We start from the raw sequence: 23,041 nt of genomic DNA, 5'->3' as shown, positions 1-23,041 counted from the left end.
GGCCCGGCGAGACAAGAGGCACAGGTGCTTGGCCAACGGCGTGGTGTGCCGGCGGTCCCGTTTCTCGCCCGCCCGTGACCTAAGGGTGCGTAGCGGCCGCGGGCCGAACCAAACATGACAAGCCCTGACGTGGGTCTGCACCGTGCCGGTCCGCGGCCGCCTCCCGCGGTGCCTTGGCCGTCGACGGGGCCTTTGCTCGTAGTGGCTGCGCCGACGATTGCGGAGTTGGCTGTGGCTTGAGCCGACGGTGGCGGCGTGAGCTGCGGCGCTTGGGCCGATGGTGGCGGTGTGAGCTTGGGTGGCTGAGCCGACGGTGGCGGCGTGGGCTGCGGTGCTTGGGCCGATGGTAGCGGTGTGAACTTGGGTGGCTGAGCCGACGGTGGCGGCGTGGGCTGCGGTGCTTGGGCCGACGGTGGCGGTGTGAGCTTGGGCGGCTGAGCCGACGGCCGCGGTGTGGGCTTGGGCGGTTGAGCCGACGGCGGCGGTGTGAGCTGGGACAGTCGAGGCGACGGCCGCGGTGTGAGCTCGGGCGCTTGAGCCGACGGTCGCGGCCTGAGTTGCGGTCCCTGCACCGACGGTTGCGACCTGAGCTCTGGCGCCTGAGCCGGCGCTTGTGGCCGAGCCTTTGGCCCCCGAGTCACCGGCTCCAGCCTTCGCGTCGGCGTCGGCGCCGGCGCCGCGCTGGCGGAAACCGTCGCCGAGTCGCACCCCCGGACCCGCTTCAGCTTTTCGGCATGGCGACGCCGCAAACCCCATTCGCGCTGCCGTTCGTGCTCACGGCGAAATGCCTCATTGCCCGGCGAATAATTGCGCTTCGCGGTCCGGTCGCGCATCTCCGAGATTGCTGCTCGACCGAACAGCGACATTTGACCCATGCACAATTATCCCGCACAAGCCTCGCGCAATGTCAGTATTCGATCATGCCAATAGAGCCGTTCCCATCAGCGGCAAATGGCGCCACTTTCATCATGCAAAAACGGCAAGGCTCCGACTGTCGGGGTACTCGCTGGAGTGCAGAGCTGAGTACCGACTCATCTTGCATAGGCCCACCGTTCGTGGTTTTGGATCATGCCTGTCGTGACAGCTGCGGATCTGCACGAACGGCCCTCGGGTTACCTGATCAAGGGTGCCGCGCGAGGGCTGGTTGCCGTATGACACCGAGGGTCTGTGGGCGACCCGGCTGAGCGAGGACACGGCCCGGGTGGAGAACGTGGCGTTTCTGCAGGACGGCATCGCGCAAGGTGACGTGGTCCGATTCCAGCCGGACGGGGGTGGGCTGCGACGGGCCGGGTCCTGCCGGTGCCGTCGGGTCCGTTGGGCCGGAGTGCCGTTCGTCGCTTTGGACGTTCCTGCCGATGCTGATTGAGGTGAGATCCAGCGGTGCTCGCGGATGGCGATTCGCAGGGCTGGTAGCACTTCGAGGGGGCTCAGCGGGGTCCTCACAGGGCTGAGGGCGAGCATGTCGATGAGCCGGCCAGGCCCCGCCCGTGATGCCAGCTCGCCCATGCCGTCAAAGGCGGCCCCAAGAGCCGCCCACAACGTCCCTAAGACGTCAAATACCCCCGGGAGAACGCCGTCGCCACCGCCGACGCCCGGTCGCTGACCTCCAGTTTCGCGTACACGTGGAGCAGATGGGTCTTGACCGTGGCCTCGCTGATCAGGAGTTGCTTGGCCGCCTCGCGGTTGGTCTTTCCCTTGGCGATCAGGGCCAGCACCTCGAGCTCCCGCTGCGACAACGGCTCGGAAGCGGGCTGGCGCATCTGGCCCATCAGGCGGGTCGCGACCACGGGGGAGAGCACCGCCTGGCCCTGCGCGGCCGCCTCGACCGCCCGGAACAGTTCGTCTCGGGGGGCGTCCTTGAGAAGGTAGCCGGTGGCGCCCGCCTCGATGGCCGGGATGACGTCGCTGTCGGTGTCGTATGTGGTGAGCACCAGCACCCGCGACGGGATTTTGCGCGCCGTGAGTTCGCGGATGGCGGTGACCCCGTCGGTCCTCGGCATGCGCAGGTCCATCAGGATCACGTCCGGCTTGAGCGTTTCGGCCGCGGTCACGGCCTCCGCGCCGTCGCCGGCCTCGCCGAGCACCTCGAAGCGCGGGTCGGCGCTGAACATGCCGCGCAGTCCGTCCCGCACCACCGGGTGATCGTCGACGATCAACAGCGAGATCAATCCCCACCTCCAGCTGGGATGGCGGGCACGGTGGCCGAGACCGCCGTGCCGCCACCCGGTTCCGATTCGATTTCCAGCCGGCCCGCGAGGCGTTGCACGCGCTGCCGCATGCCCGCGAGCCCGAAGCCGCCGTTGCGGGACCCGTTGGCCCGCTTGACCTCCGGGTCGAAGCCCACCCCGTCGTCCAGCACGTCCAAGGTCACCAGATCTTCCATGTACGACAGGGTCAGGCTCACCCGCTTGGCCTGCGCGTGCTTGGCGATGTTGGCCAGGGCCTCCTGCGCCGTACGCAGCAGGGTCACCTCGACGTCGGCGTGCATCGGCCGCGCGTCACCGGTGGTCGTCAGGGCCGCTTCGATCGCGTTGACCTCGGACCACTGCCGGGTCACCTCGCTGATCGCGTCGGGCAGCCGGGCCTCGGCCAGCACCGTCGGCTGCACCGCGTAGACGGTCTCGCGGGCCTCGGTCAGGCTGTCGCGGGTCAGCGTCATCGCGTTCGCCATGTGCCGCCGCAGCGTGGCCGGCTCCTCCATGGTCTGCTCGGCCGCCTGCAACTGGGCCAGGATGCCGGCCAGGCTCTGCGCGAGGGTGTCGTGGATCTCGCGGGCCAGGCGCTGCCGCTCGTCGAGCACGCCCGCCTCACGCGCCTGCACCATCAGCTGGGCCTGCAGGCCGGCGTTCTCGGCCAGCGCGGCCTCGAGCTTGACATTGGCCTCGTGCAGTTCGACCAGGGCCTGCCGTTGCATGTCGTTGCGGTGGGTGGCCCGTTCGGTGAAGTAGAAGAGGACGGCGGCCAGCACCCCGGACAGCGCCCCGACAGCCAGCCAGGCCACCCACAGGTCCTCGGCGTTGATCGTGCTCACGCCGCCCATGAAGGCCGCGGCCGAGATCATCGCCGTGGCGGCCGCGCCGACGTAACGCCAGCGGCCGTACAGGTACTGGAAGGCCTGCGGATAGCCGAGGAAGGCGAAGAACCCGTACCAGGGCGCGATCGCCACCAGACCGGCGACCTGCAGGATCAGGCCGGTGTAGTAGAGACCCATCAGCGGCCGGTTGTCGTGCCACTCCGGGTGCAGCGTGTGGAACCACAGGATCCACAGTGCCGCGGTGATCGACAGCCCGAGCACCGCGGTGAGGTGGACCGGTTCGTCGCCCATCGGCTGCAGCAGGGTGACGAAGACGCCGATGGCCAGGAGGAAGTACGGCAGGACCTTGAGAGCGGTGTCACCTTTGCTCTCCCAGCGGTCGAACTCCTTGCTCAGTTCGGCTTCGATGCTCACGGGTCTCAACTCCCAGCGTCAGGAGCAGGGTGCAGCCATGATTGCACGCCGGGGCGGAGAGGGGTCAAATCGTCGGAAAATGATAGGGGTGCCGCTCCGGTTTCAGGGGTCACTCCGAGGCGTCGATGCGGCGGCCGGTCAGCGCGACGAAGGCATCGTCCAGGGTGGTCTGCTCGACCCGCAGGTCCCCGGCCGTGACCTGGTGGCGGGCCAGCACTGTGGTGACGGCGAGCAGCAGGTTGCCGGTGCCGGTGACCACGAGCTGGTGGCCGGCCCGTTCGACCGCGGTGACCTCGGGCAGTTCGAGCAGCACGGCGTGGTCGATCGGGGCCGACGGGCGGAACCGGATGCGCTGGGTCTCGTCGACCTGGGAGACGAGGCCGGCCGGGGTGTCGAGGGCGACGAGCCGGCCGGAGTCGATCACCGCGAGCCGGTCGCAGAGCCGCTCGGCTTCTTCCATGAAGTGGGTGACCAGCAGGATCGTGACGCCGCGGTCGCGGATCGATTCGATCAGGTCCCAGGCGTCGCGGCGGGCTTGCGGGTCCAGGCCGGTGGTGACCTCGTCCAGCACGGCGACCTTGGGGTTGCCGATCAGGGCCAGCGCGATGGACAGGCGCTGCTTCTGCCCGCCGGACAGCTTGCGGTACTGGGCGTTGAGTTTGCCGGTCAGGTTGAGCTGCTCGATCAGCTCCCGCCAGTCGGCCGGGTCACGGTAGAAGCTGGCGTACAGCTCCATGGCCTCGCCGACCTTGAGCTTGTCGGGCAGCTCGCTCTCCTGCAGCTGGGCGCCGAGCACCTGGCGCAGCTCGCCGGTCTTGTCGTGCTGCGCGTCGATGCCGCACACCGTGATCTTTCCGCCGTCGGCCTTGCGCAGGCCCTCGATGCACTCGACGGTGGTGGTCTTACCGGCCCCGTTCGGGCCCAGGATGCCGAAGATCTCGCCGGGCTCCACGGCGAAGCTGACCCCGTTGACCGCGGTGTGGTCGCCGTAACGCTTGACGAGGTTGTCTACCTCGATGATTGCCATGCCTCTCAGCCTGCCGCCGGGCCGGACCGGGCGAATCGACTGCGTGGCTACGGCTGCGACCGGCCGAGATGGACGCTGGGATCAACCGATCGGTTGATCCCAGCGTCCACCTCGCCGGGCCCATCGGCCTCCGACGTGGACATTCACGTTTCAGCAGCTCGTCAGGGGTTCAGCATAGGGGTGCCGGGCGCTGTACGGCGGGGCCGGAGTGCGCAATCATGGGCGAATGCCTCGCTTGAACAAGAACATCCTGTCGTACAAGTCGAGCGGTTCGATTCTCAGCATCTACTCGAAGGACTCGGTCCTCTCGGTGGGTTCGCTGGGCTCGATCCTGTCGGTCCTGTCCTATGGCTCGGTCCTGTCGATCGCCTCGGTGACGTCCTTCGGGTCGGTGCTGTCGGTCGGCTCGTTCGGGTCGGTCCTGTCGATCGGCACGTTCGGGGCGGTCCTGGCGGCCGGCTCCTACGCGACCGCCGGCATCGTCTTCGTGGCCGCGTCGGCCGTCGTGGCCCTGGTCGCCGCGGTCAACGGCCGTGCGCGTACCGGCGCAAGCTCGTTCTGACCGCCGTGGCCGGATCGCTGTTCGCCGTCAGTGACCTGCACGTCGCGTACGCCGAGAACCGGCAGCTCATCGACGAGCGGCTGCGTCCGGAGTCCGGCGACGACTGGCTGATCGTCGCCGGGGACGTGGGTGAGATCTTCTCGGACATCGAGGAGGTTCTCAAACAGCTGCGCGGGCGTTACGCCGAGGTCGTCTGGGCGCCGGGCAACCACGAGTTGTGGACGCACAAGGACGACCCGGTGCAGCTGCGCGGCGAGGAACGCTACCGGGCGCTGGTGCGGATGTGCCAGGACAACGGCATCCACACCCCGGAGGACCCGTTCCCGGTCTGGCCCGGCGCGGACGGGGACGTCACGATCGCGCCGCTGTTCACCTTCTACGACTACTCGTGGCGGGCGCCGGGCACCCACTCCACCAAGGACTCCCTGGAGTACGCGTACGACACCGGGGTGGTCTGCGCCGACGAACGGATGCTCTTCCCGCACCCTTACCCGGATCGTGAGGCCTGGTGCGCGGCGCGGATCGCCGAGTCCGAGCGGCGGCTGAGCGCCCTGCCCGCCGGCACCGAGACCATTCTGGTCAGCCATTGGCCGCTGGTCCGCCAGCCGACCGACGTGCTCTGGTTCCCCGAGTTCGCGCAGTGGTGCGGCACGGTCCGCACGGGCGACTGGCACACCCGCTTCAACGCGCGGCTCGCCGTCTACGGCCATCTGCACATCCCGCGTACGACCGAGTACGACGGTGTCCGTTTCGAAGAGGTCTCGCTGGGCTATCCGCGGGAATGGGGCAAACGGCCGGAGCCGCCGTCCCTGCCGACCCGCCTCGTTTGGTGAACAGAACCGGCCCAACCAGGTGAAACGGGTGGATATGCTGAGAATGAGCCCGGATTCGCCGTGCCCGTTTTCACCATTCTGAATAGAACCTTAATTGCGTCTGGCGCAATCGGTCGAACGGACATTTGTCGACTGGACGAATGGTGCTAGTCCGTCACTTGTGTAGCGGTGGTCATGGATGCATTCGTAACCTTCATGACGGACACATGGGGGCGAGTGCATTGTGGATTGATCACCAGCATCGGGGGATTCATGGTGATTCCAAAAGTCGCCGAAACATGGCGGACGTAGCTGCACTTTTCGGGCGACATCGCCCGGGTTTCTCGAACTAGGCGGCGGGACGATGGAGTTCCGCGTACTCGGTCCGCTCGAGGTGGTCACCGGGGACGGGCGTCGTCTCGATCTGGGCGGCCATCGCCAGCAGATCGTGCTGGCCTGTCTCGCGCTGGAACCGGGACGGGTCGTCTCGGTCGGCCGGCTGGTGACTGCCGTCTACGGCGAACGCCTGCCCAGCAGCGCCCGCGCGCAGGTGCAGATCTGCGTGTCGGCGTTGCGCCGCCTGCTGTCCGCCGACGGCCGGCTCGAAACCATCGCCACGCGGCATCAGGGCTACGCGCTCGAGGTGCCCGAGGACGAGACCGACCTGCACCGCTACGAGTCGTTGCTGACCCGGGCGAGGGCGGCCCCCGGCAAGGAGGAGGCCGTCCGCCTCTATCGCGAGGCGCTGAACATGTGGCGCGGCGCCCCGCTCGAGGGCCTGGAGAGCGAGCCCCTGCGGGTGGCGGCCGACCGGCTCCTCGAACGCCGGCTGGCCGCCACCGAGGAGTGCATCGACCACGAGCTCGACCTCGGCCGGCACGGCGACCTGACTGCCGAGCTGAGCGGCCTGGTCGCGACCCACCCGCTGCGCGAGCGCCTGCGCGGGCAGCTGATGCTCGCGCTCTACCGCTCCGGCCGCCAGGCCGAGGCGCTGGAGTGCTACCGCTCGGCCCGGCGCCTGCTCATCGACGAGCTGGGCCTGGAACCGAGCGAACGGCTGCAGGCCCTGGAACGCTCGATCCTCAGCTCCGACGCGGGCCTGAGCGTCCCGGCGGCCCGCGAGGTCGAGGCGGCGCCGGCGCCCGAGATATCGCCGCTGCCCGACCCGGCCGAACACGCGCTGGAACCGGTGATCGGCGGCGGCACCGGCCCGAGCATGCTGCCGACCGACATCGCCGACTTCACCGGCCGGTCGGCGCAGGTGCTCCAGGTCGAGACCCTGCTGGCCGCGGCCGCGGACGATCCGAACCGGCTGGCCGTCCCGGTGGTCGTGCTGGCGGGCAAGCCCGGCATCGGCAAGACCACGCTCAGCGTGCACGTCTCGCACCGCAACTCGTGGCGGTATCCGGACGGGCAGCTCTTCGCCGATCTGCACGGCGGGGCGTCGCGGCAGGCCGGCCCGGCCATGATCCTCGAGCGCTTCCTGCGCTCCCTGGGTGTGCCCGGCAACGCCATGCCCGAAGGGCTGGAGGAGCGGGCCGAGATGTATCGCGGGCTGCTGGCCGACCGGCGCATCCTGATCGTGCTGGACAACGCGGGCAGCGAGGCGCAGGTGCTGCCGCTGCTGCCGGGCAACCCCAGCGCGGCCGTGCTGATCACCAGCCGGCGACGGCTGGCCGGCCTGCCCGGCGTCGAGCACGTCGCGGTCGACGTCTTCAGCCGCGAGCAGTCGCTCGAGCTGCTCTCCCGCATCGCCGGCGACGACCGGGTGCTGGCCGAGACCGACGCGGCGGCCGAGCTGGCCGAGCTGTGCGGCCAGCTGCCGCTCGCGCTGCGCATCGCCGGGGCCCGGTTGTCGGCGCGTCCGCACTGGACGGTCGAGCAGCTCGCGAGCCGGCTGGAGAACGAGTCACGCCGGCTCGACGAGCTCAAGCACGGGGCGCTCGGCATCCGGGTCAGCATCTCCCACACGTACGACAACATGGAGGACGACGCCCGTCAGTTGTTCCGCCGTCTGGCCCTGCTCGACTTCCCGGTCTTCGCCGGCTGGGCCGGGGCCGCGCTGCTCGACCAGCCGCTTACCGACGCCCAGGACCTGCTGGACGAACTGGTCGACGCGCAGCTCGTGGAGATCACCGGCACCGGGGCCGGTTTCGCCACGCAATACCGGTTCCACGATCTGATCCGGGTCTATGCCCGGGAACGGCTGGCTGTGGAGGAGACCTCGACCGACCGCAACGCCGCGCTGGCCCGCGTGCTGGGCGCCCTGCTCTTTCTGTCCGAGCACGCGCACAGCCGGTTGCACGGCGAGGACAACCCCCAGGTGCACAGCGAGGCCGAGCGATGGGAGCTCGCGCCCAAGGCGGCCGAGCGGATCACCCGCGACCCGATGAGCTGGCTCGAACGCGAACGGCAGACCCTGGTCGCCGCCGTGCGCCAGGCCGCGAAGGTCGGGCTGGTCGACATGTGCTGGGATCTGGCCTTCACCGCGGTGACCCTGTTCGAGTCGCGGATCTATCTCAACGACTGGCGTGACACCCATCGCGTCGCGCTGGCCGCCTGCCGGTCCAGCGGGGACAAGCGCGGCCAGGCGGTCATGCTCTACTCCACCGGCTCGCTGGGCCTGGTCGAGAAACGCTTCGACGAGGCGCGGCGCAGCCTCGAGCAGTCCGAGCAACTGTTCCAGGAGCTCGGCTCGGAGCAGGGCGGCGCGCTGGTCGGCCGGCATCTGGCCTATCTCGACCGGATCGCCGGTGACCTGGACGGGGCCGCCCGGCGCTACGACCGGGCCCTCGGCGTGCTGCGGGCCAGCGGCGACCTGGCCGCGGCGGCCTACATCCTGCACAACATGGCCCAGATCGAGCTGGAACGCGGCGACCCGGACAGCGCCAGAAGCCTGTTGCCGCAGGCCCTCGAGCTGAGCCGGCAGGCCGGAAGCCGGCGGATCGAGGCCCAGGTGCTGCACCGGCTGGCCGACACCTATCTGGGGGCCGGGGAGCTGGCGGCCGCCCTGTCGTCGTTCGGCGAGGTGCTGGCGGTGGTGCAGGAGCTGGGCGATCCGATCGGGCAGGCGTACGCGCTGCACGGGATCGGCGTGACCCGGCTCCGTTCGGGGGATCACGCCGAGGCGGCCGTGGCCCTCAACGACGCCCGGGTGCTGGCCGCCGGCAACAGCGAGCCGATGATCGAGGCGAGGATCGAGCGCAGCCTCGGCGAGCTGGCGCTGGCCACCGGCAAGGCGCCGCAGGCAGTGGTGCACCTGCACCGGGCGCTCGGCCTGTTCCGCACCATCCAGGCGCCGGTTTTCGAGGCCAAGGTGCTGGCCACGCTCAGCGAGGCGTACGCGGCCGCCGGCGGCACAGACCAGCCGATCATTGATCCGGCGGTGGCGGGAGATCCGGTGGTGGCGGGAATCGCCGAAAAGATCACGGCCGATCACACCTCCTGTCCCTAATAGAACTGTCCCAAAAGAAAAAAGAAAAGGACGGCCGGGCCATTGCCCGGCCGTCCTTCTTATGTTTACCGATCAGCCCCAGGGCCAGGTCGGGCCGTTGGGAAGGTCCGGCGGCGGCGCCGTCTCGCCGCCGGCCTGGGCTGCGGTGGCGCCGCCCAGAGCGAGCACCACGGTGAGCACGGCGGTGGCGGCGACTTTGGCGATTTGGATTACGGTCCTGCGCATGGTATCCCCCGGTTTAGATCAGCTTATCGACCGCTTGTCAATGCTTCATCAGCGGTTCTGGGGACAACGTTAGGGAGGGGACCCATTGATGCTCTATCGAAGCCCTTTCCCGCAGCGGATAGCCGGCGATGGCGGCGGCGATAACCAATCGAATGCGCGGCGATAGCGCCGCGGCCCATGATCGCCGGAAGCAGGCGCTCGCGCTGGCGGGCCGAACAGTGAGCGAGTTTCGATGAACATGACCGCGCAAGCGCTGGATGTCGTGTACGGCCGTCCGGCGGCCGGAGTCCCGGCGCGACTGGAATGCCGGACGGCCGAAGGCTGGCGGGCGATCGCGGGCGCGGCCACCGACGAGGACGGCCACATCCACGACTGGTCCAACGACAACCTGGAGCAGGGCGCGTACCGGATCGTCTTCGACAGCGGCTCCTACTTCGCCAACCTCGGGGTGAGCTCGGCCTATCCCGAGATCACCGTCGCCTTCGTCATGCACGACGAAACCGACGCCTGCCAGATTCAGGTGCTGCTCGCGCCCTTCTCGTACTCGATGTTCTTCGGGGCCCGCAGCTGAAGCCACGCCTCAAGGAGGACGCTCATGCATGCGTTCAGCTCTGCTGTGACGCGATACCGGCCGGCCGCCCACGTCCCGTTGCGGGACCGCCGATGGCCCGACCGCACCATCACCGCCGCGCCCCGGTGGCTCTCGACCGACCTGCGCGACGGCAACCAGTCGCTGATCCACCCCATGGGACCGGCCCGCAAGCTGGCCATGTTCCGGCTGCTCGTCGACATGGGCTACAAGGAGATCGAGGTGGGTTTCCCGGTCGCGAGCCGGGACGACCACGACTTCCTGCGGCTGCTGATCGAGAAGGACCTCGTCCCCGACGACGTGCTCATCTCGGTGCTCGTGCAGGCGCGCGACGACCTGATCCGGCGTACGGTGCAAAGCCTCATCGGGGCCCGGCGCGCGAACGTGCACCTCTACAACGCGACGTCGCCGCAGTTCCGGCGGGTCGTCCTCGGGGTCGACCGGGCCGGGTGCAAGCAGCTCGCGGTGCACGGCACCCAGCTGTTCCTCAAGTATGCCGAGGAGAGCCTGGCCGGCTGCGACCTGGGCTATCAGTACTCGCCCGAGCTGTTCAACGACACCGAGCCGGACTTCTCGCTCGAGGTGTGCGAGGCCGTGATGGACGTCTACCAGCCCGGACCGGGCCGGCCGATCATCCTGAACTTCCCGACCACGGTCGAGCGGACCATGCCGCACGTCTTCGCCGACCGGATCGAGTGGATGGACCGCAACCTGAGCCGCCGCGAGGATCTGTGCCTGTCGGTGCACCCGCACGACGACCGGGGCACCGGCGTGGCCACGGCCGAGCTGGCCGTGCTGGCCGGCGCCGAGCGGATCGAGGGCTGCCTGTTCGGCAACGGCGAACGCGCGGGCAACGTCGACCTGGTGACCCTCGGACTCAACCTGTTCAGCCAGGGCATCGACCCGCGCATCGACTTCTCCGATCTCAACCGCGTCCGCCGTACGGTCGAGAACTGCACCGACCTGCCCGTGCACCCCCGGCACCCGTACGGGGGAGACCTGGTCTACACCGCCTTCTCGGGTTCCCATCAGGACGCCATCAACAAGGGGTTCGCCGAGCAGGCCCGGCTGGCGGCCGAGGCCGGGGTCCCGGTCGGCGACGCCGCCTGGGACATCCCGTACCTGCCGATCGATCCGCAGGACGTGGGCCGGACCTACGAGAGCGTGGTGCGGATCAACAGCCAGTCCGGTAAGGGCGGGGTCGCGTACGTGCTGAGCACCCGCCTCGGTCTGCACCCGCCGCGCGACCTGCAGACCGAGTTCGCCGGCCTGGTGCAGTCGGTCACCGACCGTGAGGGCGGCGAGGTCGGCCCCGAGCGGGTGTGCGCGCTGTTCGAGGAGGAGTACGTCTCCCGCCCGCTGATGTCCGTGCCGCTGTCGTTCGCCGAGCCGGTGCCGGCCTATCTGCACATCGACGGGGCCGCGTTCACCGTCGGCGGGCAGCGCACCGACGAGCTCGACCGGATCGGGCAGGCGCTGGCCCGCTGGGGAATCGACGTGCGCGTGGTCCACCGTACGGGCACCGGCCTGGCCGACAGCGGTGGACTGGCGGTCTATGCCGAGCTGCGCGTGGGCGGCGAGACGCTGTGGGGCGCGGGGGTCGAGGACGACCTGACCGCCGCCGCCTCGGCCGCCGTGCGCTCGGCGCTGGGCCGCACCGGCCGCCCCTCGGCACCGCCCGCTATCGCCCCGCGCCTGGCTCGCGTCGTCTGACGAAGCCCGGGGGATGGCGCGGTAATAGGGGCACGACAGCGTCCGTCCGTAGCGTCCTTGGTAACGGTCGGTCATCTGCAGACAGGCCGGGTCCGCGATCGTAACGGGAGGACGATCATGAGTTTGGTGGAACGTGAGGAACCGGTCGCCACTCTGGACGGCCTGCTCGCCGCGGCCGTGGCCGGCAAGGGGCGGATCGCCGTCATTACCGGCGGGGTCGCCTCGGGCAAGACGGAACTGTTGAACACGTACGCCGACCGGGCGGTGGAGCGGGACGCTCTGGCCATCACCGCGGTCGGCTCGGACGCTGAGCGGGACCTGCCGCTCGGCGTGATAAGCCAGCTGCTGCTGGACGCGCCGCTGGTCGCCGAGGAGCGGCAGCGCGCGATGAACCTGCTCTACGAGGGCGTGCGCGCCGACAGCGGCGAGGAGCGGATCGACCCGCAGATCGTGCACGCGCTCTGCACCATCCTGCTCGAGCTGTCCCAGCGCTATCCGCTGATCATCGCGGTCGACGACATCGACCGGGCCGACCGGGCGTCGATCGTCTGCCTGTCCTACCTGGCCCGCCGGGTGCGGTTCGCGCCGATGCTGGCGCTGTTCGCGCAGGCCGAGAGCGGGCGCAGCGACGACAGCACGTACGAGATGGAGTCGCTGTGGCGGCCCCCGCACGGCGCCCGGATCTCGCTGTCCGCGCTCAGCGCCGACGGCGTACGGGAGATGGCCGCGGCCGCCGTGGGAACCGGCGAGGCCGACCGCCTCGGCCCGGCCTGGCACCACCTCAGCGGCGGCAACCCGTTGCTGCTGGTCGGACTCCTGGAGGACTACCGGGAGTCGGGCGCCGACGGCGCCACGGCGAGCGAGCCGGTCGCGGGTGAGCACTACTCCCACGCGATCGTCTCGTGCCTGCACCGGTCCGGCCCGCGCCTGCTCAAGGTGGCCCGCGGCCTGGCCATCTGCACCGACCTGACCCTGCTGGAGCAGCTGGCGCCGGCCGACAGCGCCCAGGTCGCCCACGCCGTACGCACGCTGACCGCGGCCGGTCTGCTCGCCGGCGGCGACTTCCGGCACCCGGCCGCCCGCGAGGCCGTGCTGGCCGACATCGACGACCTGGACCGGGCCGACCTGTTCGAGCGGGCCGCCGTGCTCGCTCACCGCAGCGGCGCGCCCAGCACCGTGGTCGCCGAGCACCTGGTCGGCGCGGGCGAGGTCAGCGACCCCTGGGTGGTGCCGGTGCTGGAGGACGCGGCCCGGCAGGCGCTGCGCGAGGGCCGGGTCACCGCCGCGGTCCGCTATCTCAAGCTCGCCCTGGGCGCGTGCACCGACAGCTCATGCCGGTCCCGGATCACCGCCACCCTCGTACGGGCCGAGTGGCGGATCAACCCGAACGCGCCGACCGGATACCTGCCCGAGCTGACGGCCGCCCTGCGCGGCGGCCACCTGCGCGGCGCCGACGCCCTCGTGCTGGCCAAGGCGCTGCTCTGGCACGGCCAGTTCGCCGACGCCCGCGAGGTGTTCGAGCACATCAGCGCGCACAGCGGGGACGCCGACGCCGAGACGCTGGCCGAGCTGGTCATCACCCGGCCGCTGCTGCTGGCCACCTACCCGTCGTTCCGCTCACTGCTGCGGCCGGGCGCCCAGGCCCCGGCGGCCATGCCCACGGTGGCGGCCAGCCAGCGCCTGGAGGCGGCCAGCGTGCTGGCCGGGGTGCTGACCCACGGCCCGTCGGAGCGGGCGATCGCGGTGGCCGAGCGGATCCTGCACAACTCGCGGCTCGACGAGATGAGCCTGGACACCGTGGAGAGCGCCCTGCTGGCTCTCACGTACGGGAACCGGCCGGACGGCGCCGCCCACTATTGCGACACGTTCATCGAGGAGGCTCGGGTTCGCAAGGCCCCGAGCCGGCAGGCCCGCCTGGCCGCCATCCGCGCCGAGATCTCGATGCGCCTGGGCGACCTGCCCGCGGCGCAGCGGCACGCGGCCGACGCGCTCGCGGTCATGCCCCCGAGTAGCTGGGGTGTGGCGGTCGGCGGTCCGCTGGCCGTGCAGATCATGGCGGCCACCGCGATCGGCGACTTCGGCAAGGTGCGCGACCACCTCGACCAGCCGGTGCCCGAGGAGATGTTCGAGACCCGCTACGGGCTGCACTACCTGCACGCCCGCGGCCGCTACAGCCTGGCCATCGGCGAACTGCCGCTGGCCCTGCGCGACTTCCAGCTCTGCGGCCGGCTCGCCGCGCAGTGGGGGCTGGACGCGCCCGGCCTGGTGCCGTGGCGCATCGACGCGGCCGAGACCCTGCTGCGGATGAACTCGCCCGAACCGGCCCAGCAGCTCGTCGAGGAGCAGCTGACCAAATGCGGCAAGGGCGACTCCCGGGTGCGGGCGATGGGCCTTCGCCTGTACGCCGCGTGCAGCCAGCCCCGGCACCGTCCGATGGTCCTGCGCCAGGCGGCCGACCTGCACAACGGCGGCGACGAATACGAGCTGGCCCGTACGCTGGTCGACCTGACCGAGGCGTTCCAGGTGCTGGGCGAGTCGCGCCGGGCCGGCATGATCGCCCGCCGGGCCCGGGCCAGCGCCGAGAAGGCCGGCGCCCTGCTGTTGCTGCGGGTGCTCAACCGCGAGATCGGCTGGGACGAGGGCGAGGCCGCGGCGCAGCCGATGAACCCGGCCGAGGGCCTGGCCATCCTCAGCGAGGCCGAGCGGCGGGTCGCCTCGCTGGCCGCGGCCGGCTACACGAACCGGGAGATCTCCGAGAAGCTGTTCATCACGATCAGCACGGTCGAGCAGCACCTGACCAAGACCTACAAGAAGCTCAACGTGACCCGGCGGGCCGACCTGCCGGCCAACCTGAGCCTGGATTTCTCGGGCACCGCCTGACCGGTGGAACAAGGAAGGCCACGCCCTGCGAGGGCGTGGCCTTTTCCTGTGCCTGGTGCTTTGTCGCGTCAGACCGTGGCCGGAACCGGCGCCACTACCGCGATCGCCGTGACGAGCAGGCCGTTGCGGGCCAGCCACCGGCCGGAGAAACCGGTCAGCTTGCGTCCCCGCAGCCGGGGCCCGGTGACCCGGAGCTGGGCCTCGAACGTGCCGGCCAGCGGGTCGATCGTGATGTCGGCGTCCTCGAAGTCGAGCCAGCGCGACGTCAGCGGGAACCAGGCCTTGTAGACGGACTCCTTGGCGCTGAACAACAACCGGTCCCAGTGGACCTCGGGGTGCTCGCGCCGCAGAGTCGAGAGCCGCACCCGCTCTTCGGGCAGGGACACCGCCTTCAGAACACCGGGGGTGAGCGGCTGGTTCGGCTCGGCGTCGATCCCGAGCGTCGTGATCACCTCGGACTCGGCCAGGACCGCGGCCCGGTAGCCGTCGCAGTGGGTGATGCTCCCGACCAGGCCGGTCGGCCACTGCGGCTCGCCGCGGGTGCCGGGCAGAACCGGGGCGGCCGGACGACCGAGCCGGACCATCGCCTGCCGGGCGCACCAGCGGGCCGTGGTGAACTCTCGCCGCCGCTTGTCGACCGCCTGACGGACGATCGCTTCTTCTTCCGGGAAAAGAACCGCGTCAGCCGGTTCGCTGAAAGTGTCGACCGCGACCGTGCCGGCCGGGAGAATCTGCTCGATCATCGCTTATCCCACCCCGGTATGTGATTTCCGGAGCCCACCAGCGATCGCGACCGGGCGGTCTCGTCGACTATAGGCATATCCGAATCCTATGAACCACCGCCGCGCGCAGGAACGCGCGACGGTGATTACACGGGCTCTGCCGGAGGCGGTTACGGGACGGCCGGGGTGGCTGTAGGGGGAAAGCTCGAGGGCTACTCCGCGATCTTCGTTCGTGTGGTCCAGGAGAACAGATCCGTTCCGCTGTCCGCCAGATCCCGCTCGAAGTGCTCGTACCCGGCGAGGTAGGGAACCTTGATCTTGCCGTACGCGATCTGATCCGCCGTGGCGAAAAGCCGGCGCGGAATGCCGAGCGGTCCGCCTGCGAGACTCACCTCGACGGTGTCCTGACTGGTCATCGGATCCATCCTTTCTCCCCATCGAACTCTGGCTTTCCGTACTCCAGAATGCGGACTTCGCTGTCATGGCAGAACCCCCTACGCCTCCAGTCGTCCCCGTATTCAATAGGGGTATGAACTCGGACTCGGCCGCGGTTGTCATCGGTCAGCTCCACCGGAAGTAGCGGGCGGCCAGGGCTCCGGCGATGACGGTCCAGCCGGCGAGGACGGCCAGGTGCAGTAGTGAGGGCCAGGATCCGGCGGTGGCGTCCTGCAGGGCCTGGACGCCGGCGCCGAGGGGGGTGAGGTCGCTGATGGTGCGCAGGGTGTCGTTCATGTTCTCCCGGGGCAGCCACAGTCCGGCGAAGAAGATCAGCGGGAAGAACACCAGCGAGCCGACCGCCGACGCGCTCTTCGACGACGGGGCGAGGGCGGCGACGAGCAGGCCGATGGCGAACATGGCCAGCGCCACCAGCAGGTAGGTGATCAGGTAGGCCGGGATCGCCCCGGGCAGATCAATGTCGAAGGCCAGTTTGCCGATGGTGAGGATGACCAGCATGGTGATCAGGCTCATGATGGTGGCCATCAGCAGCTGCGCGCCGATCATCACGGCCGGCTTGACCGGAGTGGTGCGTAGCCGCCGCAGGATGCCTTTCTCCCGGTAGGAGGCGAACAGCTGCGACAGGCCGCTCAGCGAGAACAGGGCGATACCCATGGACACCACGATCGGGATGTACACGTCGATCATCCGTAGCCCGTCGAGCTCGGGGACCGGTTCCCGCATGGTCGGGATCAACCCGAGGATGACCAGCAGGAGGGGGGCGAACGCGACGGCGAAGAACACCACGATCGGCTCGCGCAGGAACAGTTTGGTCTCGGTGACGGTGAGCTTGGTCAGAGCAGACATGGCAAGTCTCGATTCTTCAAGAAAGGGGGGAGGCAGGTTCAGGCGTGGACGGGGCGGCCGGTCAAAGCAACGAACGCGTCGTCGAGGGTGGTCTGTTCGACGCGCAGGTCGCCGGCGGTGACCTGGTGGCGGGCCAGCACGGTGGTGACGGCGAGCAGCAGGTTCCCGGCGCCGGTGACGACCAGCTGGTGCCCGGCCCGTTCGACCGAGGACACCTCGGGCAGGGCCAGCAGCACGGCGTGGTCGATCGGCGCGGACGGCCGGAACCGCACCCGCTGCGTCTCATCCACCTGAGACACCAGCCCGGCGGGGGTGTCCACGGCGACGACGCGGCCGGAGTCGATGACGGCGAGGCGGTCGCAGAGCCGTTCGGCTTCTTCCATGAAGTGGGTGACCAGCAGGATCGTCACGCCCCGGTCCCGGATCGACTCGATGAGGTCCCAGGCGTCGCGGCGGGCTTGGGGGTCCAGGCCGGTGGTGACCTCGTCCAGGACGGCGACTTTGGGGTTGCCGATCAGGGCCAGCGCGATGGACAGGCGCTGTTTCTGCCCGCCGGACAGTTTGCGGTACTGGGCGTTGATCTTCCCGGTCAGGTTGAGGGAGTCGAGGAGTTCACGCCAGTCGGCCGGGTTGCGGTAGAAGGAGGCGTACAGCTGCATCGCCTCGCCGACCCTCAACTTGTCCGGCAGCTCCGACTCTTGCAGCTGAGCGCCGAGGACCTGCCGCAGCTCGCCGGTCTTGTCGTGCTGCGTGTCGATGCCGCACACGCTGATCGACCCGCCGTCGGCCTTACGCAGACCCTCGATGCACTCCACGGTGGTGGTCTTACCGGCCCCGTTCGGGCCCAGGATCCCGAAGATCTCGCCCGGCTCGACGCTGAAGCTGACTCCGTTGACCGCGGTGTGGTCGCCGTAACGCTTGACCAGGTTGCTGACCTCGATGATTGCCATGTACAAAGTCTGACCGCCGGCACCCCACCACCGAATCGACTGCGTAGTTACGGGATTCACCGACCGTGACGGACGCTGCGGTCAACCGATCGGTTGATGGCCCGCTCGACCGCGCAGGAACGCCGCGACGTCCGGATCGGCCGTGAGCTCGGCGGCCTTCCGGTACGACTCCGAGGCGTCCCGGCCCGCGCGGGCGAGCAGATCGGCGCGCGCCGCCCAGTACGGCTGGAACGACTCGGCGCCCGCCGGCAGCGCGGCCAGACCCGCCTCCGGGCCGTCGATCCGACCGGCCACCGTGGCCGCCGCGACCCGCGCGCCGAGGCTGGGCGCGACCGCCAGCAGGGCCGCGTACAGGGTGCGCAGCGCCGGCCAATCGGTCACGCCGGTCCGGCGGCGGTCACAGTGGACGGCCTGGATTGCCGCCTCGAGCTGGAAGCGCCCGGGCGGACCGGCGGGCCGCGCGCGCCGCAGGCAGGCCTCGCCCTCGTCCAGCAGGGACGCGTCCCACCCGGCCGGATCCTGCTGGTCGAGCGGCACGAACGAGGTGCGGCGCCGGGCCAGCGTGAACGTGGTGAGCGCGGCCAGACCCCAGGCCTCGGCCTCGGCGCCGAGCAGGGCGGCGAGGGTGACGGCCAGATATTGCGCCTCGCCGGTGTCGCCGCGCCAGTTGATCGCCGCGCAGCCGTAGACCGCCTCCAGCACCGGCGGCAACCGCTCCGGCATGGCCCGGCGGTCCGGCACCACGAACGGGATGCGCGCCTGCTTGATCCGCTTCTTGGCCCGGACCAGCCGTTGCGCCATCGTGGCGGGCGGGACGGCGTACGCGCGGGCGATCTCGGCGGCCTCGAAGCCGAGGACGGTCTGCAGCATCAGGGGCGTACGGGCGGCCTCGTCGATCGCCGGGTGCGCGCAGACGAACAGCAGCTCGAGCCGCTTGTCGCCGATCGCGTACGGGTCGTGCTCGGCGAGCGGGTCGACGCGGGCGCTGTCCTCGGTGAGCGGGACGGCGGTGCGGGCGGCGGCGGACTTCCACACGTCACGGCGGCGGTTGCGGGCCACGGTGAGCAGCCATCCCTCCGGGTTCGCGGGCACACCCGTCGCGGGCCACCGGCGCAGGGCCTCCTCGAACGCCCCGGCCAGCGCGTCCTCGGCCAGGGCCAGATCACCGGCCGGCGCCGCGAGCAGAGCGACGAGCCGCCCGTACGAGGCCCGCGCGGCCCGTTCCGCCGCCGCGCGCGCCTCGTCGTGGCTCAACTCCACTTACCGTCCACCAGGTGAGTGGCCCCCGGGCGGATCTCCACCGTGCCCCACTGCGCCTGCGGGGCCTGCCGCGCCCACTCGATCGCCGCGTCCAGGTCGGCCACGTCGATCACGATCGTGCCGCCGAGCTGTTCCTTGGTGTCGGCGAACGGCCCGTCCTGCACCTGCGTCGCGCCGTCCCGCACCCGTACGGTGGTGGAAAGCTCGGACGTGTGCAGCACCTCGCCGCCGAGCAGCACCCCGGCCGCGTGCAGGGTCGCCGCGTAGCTCGACATCGCCCGCTGCCCCTCGGCCAGCATCTCGGGCCCGAGCTCCTCCACGGTCGGCTCCTGATAGTGAAACAGCAGCGTGTAGCGCATCTCGTCTCCTCCTTCGGCCGCCCACGACGGTGATCACGCGGGTCGTGATCACCGGGCATCGTCCGCGGCCGGGTGATGACGAGCCGGCCGCCCGCCGATCGACAGATGCCGGAAATTCTTACTGGACGCGCGCCTGTTCGAGCAGCGCTTCCAGGTGCTCGGCCGGCATCGGAGGGGCCAGCAGGGCGCCCTGGCCGAGCCGGCAGCCCGCGGACTGCGCGGTGTCCAGGTCGAGCGCGTCCTCGAGACCGTGCGCGATGACCTCCATGCCGAGCCGCCGCCCGAGCGTCACGGCCACGTCCATCACCGCGCCGGCCTGCCGGAACGTCTCGACCGGGTCGGCGAACACCTGGCGGTCGATCTTCAGCAGGTCGATCGGGAGGACGCGCAGGCGGCTCAGCGAGGTGGGCCCGGTGCCGAAGTTGTCGACCGCCGTGCGCACCCCGGCCGCGCGCAACCGGCCGAGCTGGGCGGCGATGTCCTCCACCGGCGGCTGGTGCCCGTCCTCCCGTACGTCGGAAAGGTGTTGCTCGGCGATCTCGATGACCAGCGCCGCATGGGGCAGGTCGTTGTCCTCCAGCGCGGTGTCCAGGCTCGCCTGGAAGGCCGGGTCGACGAGCTGGCGCGGCCGCACGTTGACGGCCAGCCACAGCGTTTCGTGCTTGCGCCGCCACCGGGCCAGCAACCGGCAGGAGCGCCGCAGCACCGCCTGCTCGATGTGGCTGTGCAGGCCCAGATCCTCGGCCACGGCCTGCAGCTCGTCGGCCGGGACCACGCCGAGCTGGGGGTGCCGCCACGTCGGCAGGGCCTCGACCCCGACCGGCCGCCGGCCCTCCAGCTCGAGGACGGGCTGATAGCGCACGTCGATCTCGCGGCGGGTGACCGCGCCCGGCAGATCCTGCTCGAGCGTCGAGCGGCGCAACAGGCGGGTTTCCATCTCGGGCTCGTACCACTCGACCGCGCCCGGCGGCCCCGCCCGTACGGACCGCAGCGCGAGCGCCGCCCGGCGGATCACCTCGTCGGAGTCGTTTTCCTCGCTGACGTCGGCCAGGCCACCCCACGCGGACAGGTGCGAGACGGTGCCGGCGGTCACGTACGGCGCCGACAGCGCGTTGATGAGCTGCCCGGCCAGCAGGTGAGCCCGTACGGCGCCGCTGTGGGTCAGCACGGCGAACCGTGTCTCGCCGATCCGGGCCGGGATGTCGGCCCCGGCCACCTGGGTGCGCAGCCGCCGCGCCGCCTCGACCAGCACCAGCTCGGCCAGGTCGCGGCCGCGCACGTCGCCGATCGCGGTCAGCCCGCTCAGCTCGACGACGATCATCGCGCCGGCGTCGGGGATCAGCTCGGCCGCCCGCACCAGGCCCTCGCGGTTGGCCAGTCCGGTCTGCCGGTCCAGGTGGGTGGACTGCTGCAGCGTCTCCTCGAGGTCGCGCATGTTGGTGACGTCGCGGACGTGCACGACCAGCGTGTGCCCGGCCTCGGCGGGGTCGGCGCCGCTCGTGGTCCACTCCGTCTCGCGCCAGCGGCCGAAACCGTCACGCAGGCGTACGGGAAAGCTCTGCTCGGTGTCGTGATCCGGACCGGACATGCGGGCCAGCAGGTAGGCGTGCACGGCCTCGACCTGCTCGGGGTGCACGAGTGCGGACACCGCCCGGCCCAGCACCTCCTGGTCGGACAGGCCGAACTGGCGGGCCGAGGCCGTCGACTGCCAGCGCACGGCCAGGTTCGAGTCGAGCACCATCGCCACGTCGGCCGAGCCGAACATCAGGCTGCGCAGCCGGTTGCCCTGGTCGGTGAGGTGCCCGGCCTGACGGCGCAGCGCGACCGACGACACCCACTCCCGGGCGGCCACGGCCGTGATCGCCACCGAGCCGAGCGCGATCGACGTCGCGTCCAGCCCGCCCCCGCCGAGCAGGTGATAGACGGTGACCAGGGCCGACCCGAGCACCGGCAGCGCGAGCAGCGGGAAACCGGCCGAGGGCTCGCTGCCGGGCGGCGGCATCGGGCTCTCGTCGGGGGACAGCCGCACCGACCCGTACCAGAGCAGGCCCGCGGCGACGTTGATGGCGGCCCCGGCGACCACGGCGGCGATCCCGGCGTTCGCCTCGTTCGGAAAGTCCATGCCGATGACCAGCGCGGTCACACCGATCAGCGACAGGGCCGCGGCCGGGCCGCACCACTGCAGGGCGGCGCGCTGCCGCAGCGCGTGGACGCCGTTGACCGCGACCGTGGCGGCGGCGCTGCCCCCGAAGATCAGCGCGGTGATCGAGGCGCCGCGGCTTCCGCCGTCGTCGTTGAAGAGCAGCATCCACGACGCGAACAGCAGACAGGCCGTCACGCCGAGCACGTCGAGCCCGATGCGCAACTTGGCCAGCGAGTCGCGGCGCTGCTGCGGGCGCAGGATCGCGGGCAGGAAGGCCCCGGTCGCGAGGAACAGCGTGACCAGCGGGATCTCGGTCGGCAGCGGGACATCCCCGACGAGGAATTCGGGCGCCACGAGCGTGGCGACGCCACTGGCCGCGCCGGCCGCCGCGATCAGGCCGATGCCGGCGGCCAGCGCCAGCACCCGGAGCCGCGGCCCGGCGGCCCGCCCGGTGACGGCGGCCCGCACCATCACCGCGGCCGTCCCGGCCGAGAACGCGGTGAGGAAACCGGCCACGGCCCGCGGTTCCAGCAGAATGAGCGCAGAGATCAGCACGGCCGTGGCCACGAGGGCGAACACGGCGAGCACAACCGGCCGAGCGGCGAACTCTCGGACCGGGCGGAGAGGGGATCCGCCTGCCATCAATGTCGTCCAGGTACTTCCATAGGGTGAGGGTCCGTACCCGCCCAACGACGAAGTGCCGCGGCGGTTACGGCCATCCTGTCACTTTGGTCCCGCGGGTCCCATCCCCCGAGAGGATCCGCCGGGAGCACCCGAACGGCACCCCGTCGCCGCTCAAATGCCGGGCCTGCCTCCCGATGAAAGGGGCACAGGAACGCTTGTGAACACCGGGGGACGCCATGCTTTACATCGCCGCATACATCCAGGCCCGGTTGACGCCCAAGGACGACGAGGGCGCGACCGCAGTCGAGTACGGCCTGCTCGTCACGCTCATCGCCATCGCGCTGATCGCCGGGGCCACCATCTTCGGTGACAAGCTCAGCGAGCTGTTCAAGACCGTCGGCAACAAGCTGGTCGTCACCTAGGCCCGTCTCGCTCGCCTGCTCTCTCGCATCGGCCGGCAACGGCTCCACCTCCTCACTCACTCGCCGGTCGCCCTGTGGGCGGCCGGCTTTGTGGCATTCACAGCCTGATGACGGCGTCCTCCGACACCTGGAACGTGTTCCTGCCCTCCGCATCCTCTAGGCCGAAGGCAAGCCGCACAGTCGTTGCCCGCCCGGGGCTCTGGTCGAGGCCGAGGACCTCGCAGGCAATGGCCAGCGGCACGGGAAATGCGGTGGCCGGCCCGAGGCGGCTGTCGGCCGACAGCACCGGCGCTTTGTCGACGATCACCGCCACCGACCCGTCCACCTCCGGAAACCGAACCTCGAGCCACCCGGGCCACGCCGTGTCGACCCATCGCACGGCCTCGACTCGCAGCAGATCCATGCGGCGACCCTACGACCGAGCCGCGTGATCATTTGGGTTGTCCACAGTCCAGAGTTATCCACGTTGAGATGCTGGGTGGCCCTTGGCGGCGAGTCTGACTCGTTATCCACATGGCATCCGCGATAGAACTTGGTGGATCTTCGGCG

The 23,041-nt window shown here is 70.4% G+C and carries 20 protein-coding genes; 8 read left to right on the top strand and 12 right to left on the bottom strand.

Features of this window, described 5'->3' with window-relative positions; translation table 11 throughout:
- Window positions 1-1,126: 1,126 nt before the first annotated feature.
- Window positions 1,127-1,366, top strand: coding sequence for a DUF4265 domain-containing protein (locus ACZ3I4_RS46160; RefSeq protein ID WP_465388531.1), 240 nt, complete (start codon window positions 1,127-1,129; stop codon window positions 1,364-1,366).
- A 178-nt stretch (window positions 1,367-1,544) separates the two neighbouring features.
- Here the strand turns inward: ACZ3I4_RS46160 and ACZ3I4_RS46155 are convergent, their stop codons facing one another.
- The 3 genes from ACZ3I4_RS46155 to ACZ3I4_RS46145 all read right to left on the bottom strand — a co-directional run bounded on the left by ACZ3I4_RS46155 (window position 1,545) and on the right by ACZ3I4_RS46145 (window position 4,475).
- Complete coding sequence (locus tag ACZ3I4_RS46155; RefSeq protein WP_465388530.1) at window positions 1,545-2,168, bottom strand: response regulator; 624 nt, start codon at window positions 2,166-2,168, stop codon at window positions 1,545-1,547.
- A complete protein-coding gene (locus tag ACZ3I4_RS46150) occupies window positions 2,165-3,448 on the bottom strand; it encodes a sensor histidine kinase (protein WP_465388529.1) in 1,284 nt (427 codons plus the stop codon). Before ACZ3I4_RS46150 ends, ACZ3I4_RS46155 begins: the two co-directional genes overlap by 4 nt.
- 109 nt (window positions 3,449-3,557) lie before the next feature.
- Window positions 3,558-4,475, bottom strand: a complete 918-nt coding sequence (locus ACZ3I4_RS46145) for an ABC transporter ATP-binding protein (RefSeq protein ID WP_465388528.1) — start codon at window positions 4,473-4,475, stop codon at window positions 3,558-3,560.
- Window positions 4,476-4,701: 226 nt separating this feature from the next.
- Here ACZ3I4_RS46145 and ACZ3I4_RS46140 point away from each other — a divergent pair, with 226 nt between their 5' ends.
- The 3 genes from ACZ3I4_RS46140 to ACZ3I4_RS46130 all read left to right on the top strand — a co-directional run bounded on the left by ACZ3I4_RS46140 (window position 4,702) and on the right by ACZ3I4_RS46130 (window position 9,303).
- A complete protein-coding gene (locus tag ACZ3I4_RS46140; protein ID WP_465388527.1) occupies window positions 4,702-5,037 on the top strand; it encodes a hypothetical protein in 336 nt (111 codons plus the stop codon).
- A 5-nt stretch (window positions 5,038-5,042) separates the two neighbouring features.
- Window positions 5,043-5,870: a metallophosphoesterase family protein gene (locus ACZ3I4_RS46135; protein ID WP_465388526.1), complete on the top strand. Its 828-nt coding sequence runs from the start codon at window positions 5,043-5,045 to the stop codon at window positions 5,868-5,870.
- Between the two features lie 343 nt (window positions 5,871-6,213).
- Window positions 6,214-9,303 carry an AfsR/SARP family transcriptional regulator gene (locus ACZ3I4_RS46130; RefSeq protein ID WP_465388525.1) on the top strand — a complete coding sequence of 1,030 codons (3,090 nt, stop codon included), beginning with the start codon at window positions 6,214-6,216 and terminating at the stop codon, window positions 9,301-9,303.
- A 72-nt stretch (window positions 9,304-9,375) separates the two neighbouring features.
- Here ACZ3I4_RS46130 and ACZ3I4_RS46125 read toward each other — a convergent pair whose 3' ends face one another.
- Window positions 9,376-9,528, bottom strand: coding sequence for a hypothetical protein (locus ACZ3I4_RS46125; protein ID WP_465388524.1), 153 nt, complete (start codon window positions 9,526-9,528; stop codon window positions 9,376-9,378).
- A gap of 232 nt (window positions 9,529-9,760) precedes the next feature.
- Between ACZ3I4_RS46125 and ACZ3I4_RS46120 the strand changes: the two genes are divergently transcribed.
- From ACZ3I4_RS46120 to ACZ3I4_RS46110, 3 genes are all read left to right on the top strand, one after another.
- The gene (locus ACZ3I4_RS46120; protein ID WP_465388523.1) at window positions 9,761-10,099 is read left to right on the top strand and encodes a hydroxyisourate hydrolase; all 339 of its coding nucleotides are present in this window, start codon (window positions 9,761-9,763) and stop codon (window positions 10,097-10,099) included.
- 24 nt (window positions 10,100-10,123) lie between these two features.
- Complete coding sequence (locus tag ACZ3I4_RS46115) at window positions 10,124-11,830, top strand: 2-isopropylmalate synthase (protein ID WP_465388522.1); 1,707 nt, start codon at window positions 10,124-10,126, stop codon at window positions 11,828-11,830.
- A 117-nt stretch (window positions 11,831-11,947) separates the two neighbouring features.
- Complete coding sequence (locus tag ACZ3I4_RS46110) at window positions 11,948-14,710, top strand: helix-turn-helix transcriptional regulator (protein ID WP_465388521.1); 2,763 nt, start codon at window positions 11,948-11,950, stop codon at window positions 14,708-14,710.
- Between the two features lie 68 nt (window positions 14,711-14,778).
- Here the strand turns inward: ACZ3I4_RS46110 and ACZ3I4_RS46105 are convergent, their stop codons facing one another.
- The 7 genes from ACZ3I4_RS46105 to ACZ3I4_RS46075 form a co-directional block, all read right to left on the bottom strand.
- Window positions 14,779-15,453 carry a 4'-phosphopantetheinyl transferase family protein gene (locus tag ACZ3I4_RS46105; RefSeq protein WP_465388520.1) on the bottom strand — a complete coding sequence of 225 codons (675 nt, stop codon included), beginning with the start codon at window positions 15,451-15,453 and terminating at the stop codon, window positions 14,779-14,781.
- Between the two features lie 191 nt (window positions 15,454-15,644).
- Window positions 15,645-15,848 carry a DUF5988 family protein gene (locus tag ACZ3I4_RS46100; RefSeq protein ID WP_465388519.1) on the bottom strand — a complete coding sequence of 68 codons (204 nt, stop codon included), beginning with the start codon at window positions 15,846-15,848 and terminating at the stop codon, window positions 15,645-15,647.
- Between the two features lie 145 nt (window positions 15,849-15,993).
- A complete protein-coding gene (locus tag ACZ3I4_RS46095; RefSeq protein ID WP_465384088.1) occupies window positions 15,994-16,734 on the bottom strand; it encodes an ABC transporter permease in 741 nt (246 codons plus the stop codon).
- A 38-nt stretch (window positions 16,735-16,772) separates the two neighbouring features.
- A complete protein-coding gene (locus ACZ3I4_RS46090) occupies window positions 16,773-17,684 on the bottom strand; it encodes an ABC transporter ATP-binding protein (protein ID WP_465388518.1) in 912 nt (303 codons plus the stop codon).
- Window positions 17,685-17,765: 81 nt separating this feature from the next.
- The gene (locus ACZ3I4_RS46085) at window positions 17,766-18,944 is read right to left on the bottom strand and encodes an RNA polymerase sigma factor (protein ID WP_465388517.1); all 1,179 of its coding nucleotides are present in this window, start codon (window positions 18,942-18,944) and stop codon (window positions 17,766-17,768) included.
- On the bottom strand, window positions 18,935-19,303 hold the full coding sequence (locus tag ACZ3I4_RS46080) for a YciI family protein (protein ID WP_465388516.1): 369 nt from the start codon (window positions 19,301-19,303) through the stop codon (window positions 18,935-18,937). Before ACZ3I4_RS46080 ends, ACZ3I4_RS46085 begins: the two co-directional genes overlap by 10 nt.
- 118 nt (window positions 19,304-19,421) lie before the next feature.
- The gene (locus ACZ3I4_RS46075) at window positions 19,422-22,025 is read right to left on the bottom strand and encodes a putative bifunctional diguanylate cyclase/phosphodiesterase (protein ID WP_465388515.1); all 2,604 of its coding nucleotides are present in this window, start codon (window positions 22,023-22,025) and stop codon (window positions 19,422-19,424) included.
- A gap of 281 nt (window positions 22,026-22,306) precedes the next feature.
- On the opposite strand from ACZ3I4_RS46075, the gene ACZ3I4_RS46070 reads away from it, so the two are divergent.
- The gene (locus ACZ3I4_RS46070; protein ID WP_465388514.1) at window positions 22,307-22,492 is read left to right on the top strand and encodes a Flp family type IVb pilin; all 186 of its coding nucleotides are present in this window, start codon (window positions 22,307-22,309) and stop codon (window positions 22,490-22,492) included.
- 97 nt (window positions 22,493-22,589) lie between these two features.
- Here the strand turns inward: ACZ3I4_RS46070 and ACZ3I4_RS46065 are convergent, their stop codons facing one another.
- Window positions 22,590-22,895 (bottom strand): hypothetical protein, encoded by a 306-nt coding sequence (locus ACZ3I4_RS46065; protein WP_465388513.1) that lies wholly within the window; start codon window positions 22,893-22,895, stop codon window positions 22,590-22,592.
- Between the last annotated feature and the right edge of the window lie 146 nt (window positions 22,896-23,041).

It is taken from the genome of Actinoplanes sp. NPDC021490 (genome assembly GCF_055562135.1).
This window is presented reverse-complemented; position numbering and strand designations above follow the sequence as displayed.

Bases quoted from the DNA above. Each gene is read 5' to 3' on its own strand.
- ACZ3I4_RS46145 (WP_465388528.1), bottom strand. From the start codon at position 4,475: ATGGCAATCATCGAGGTAGACAACCTCGTCAAGCGTTACGGCGACCAC.
- ACZ3I4_RS46140 (WP_465388527.1), top strand. From the start codon at position 4,702: ATGCCTCGCTTGAACAAGAACATCCTGTCGTACAAGTCGAGCGGTTCG.
- ACZ3I4_RS46130 (WP_465388525.1), top strand. From the start codon at position 6,214: ATGGAGTTCCGCGTACTCGGTCCGCTCGAGGTGGTCACCGGGGACGGG.
- ACZ3I4_RS46125 (WP_465388524.1), bottom strand. From the start codon at position 9,528: ATGCGCAGGACCGTAATCCAAATCGCCAAAGTCGCCGCCACCGCCGTG.
- ACZ3I4_RS46120 (WP_465388523.1), top strand. From the start codon at position 9,761: ATGAACATGACCGCGCAAGCGCTGGATGTCGTGTACGGCCGTCCGGCG.
- ACZ3I4_RS46115 (WP_465388522.1), top strand. From the start codon at position 10,124: ATGCATGCGTTCAGCTCTGCTGTGACGCGATACCGGCCGGCCGCCCAC.
- ACZ3I4_RS46110 (WP_465388521.1), top strand. From the start codon at position 11,948: ATGAGTTTGGTGGAACGTGAGGAACCGGTCGCCACTCTGGACGGCCTG.
- ACZ3I4_RS46105 (WP_465388520.1), bottom strand. From the start codon at position 15,453: ATGATCGAGCAGATTCTCCCGGCCGGCACGGTCGCGGTCGACACTTTC.
- ACZ3I4_RS46100 (WP_465388519.1), bottom strand. From the start codon at position 15,848: ATGACCAGTCAGGACACCGTCGAGGTGAGTCTCGCAGGCGGACCGCTC.
- ACZ3I4_RS46095 (WP_465384088.1), bottom strand. From the start codon at position 16,734: ATGTCTGCTCTGACCAAGCTCACCGTCACCGAGACCAAACTGTTCCTG.
- ACZ3I4_RS46090 (WP_465388518.1), bottom strand. From the start codon at position 17,684: ATGGCAATCATCGAGGTCAGCAACCTGGTCAAGCGTTACGGCGACCAC.
- ACZ3I4_RS46080 (WP_465388516.1), bottom strand. From the start codon at position 19,303: ATGCGCTACACGCTGCTGTTTCACTATCAGGAGCCGACCGTGGAGGAG.
- ACZ3I4_RS46070 (WP_465388514.1), top strand. From the start codon at position 22,307: ATGCTTTACATCGCCGCATACATCCAGGCCCGGTTGACGCCCAAGGAC.
- ACZ3I4_RS46065 (WP_465388513.1), bottom strand. From the start codon at position 22,895: ATGGATCTGCTGCGAGTCGAGGCCGTGCGATGGGTCGACACGGCGTGG.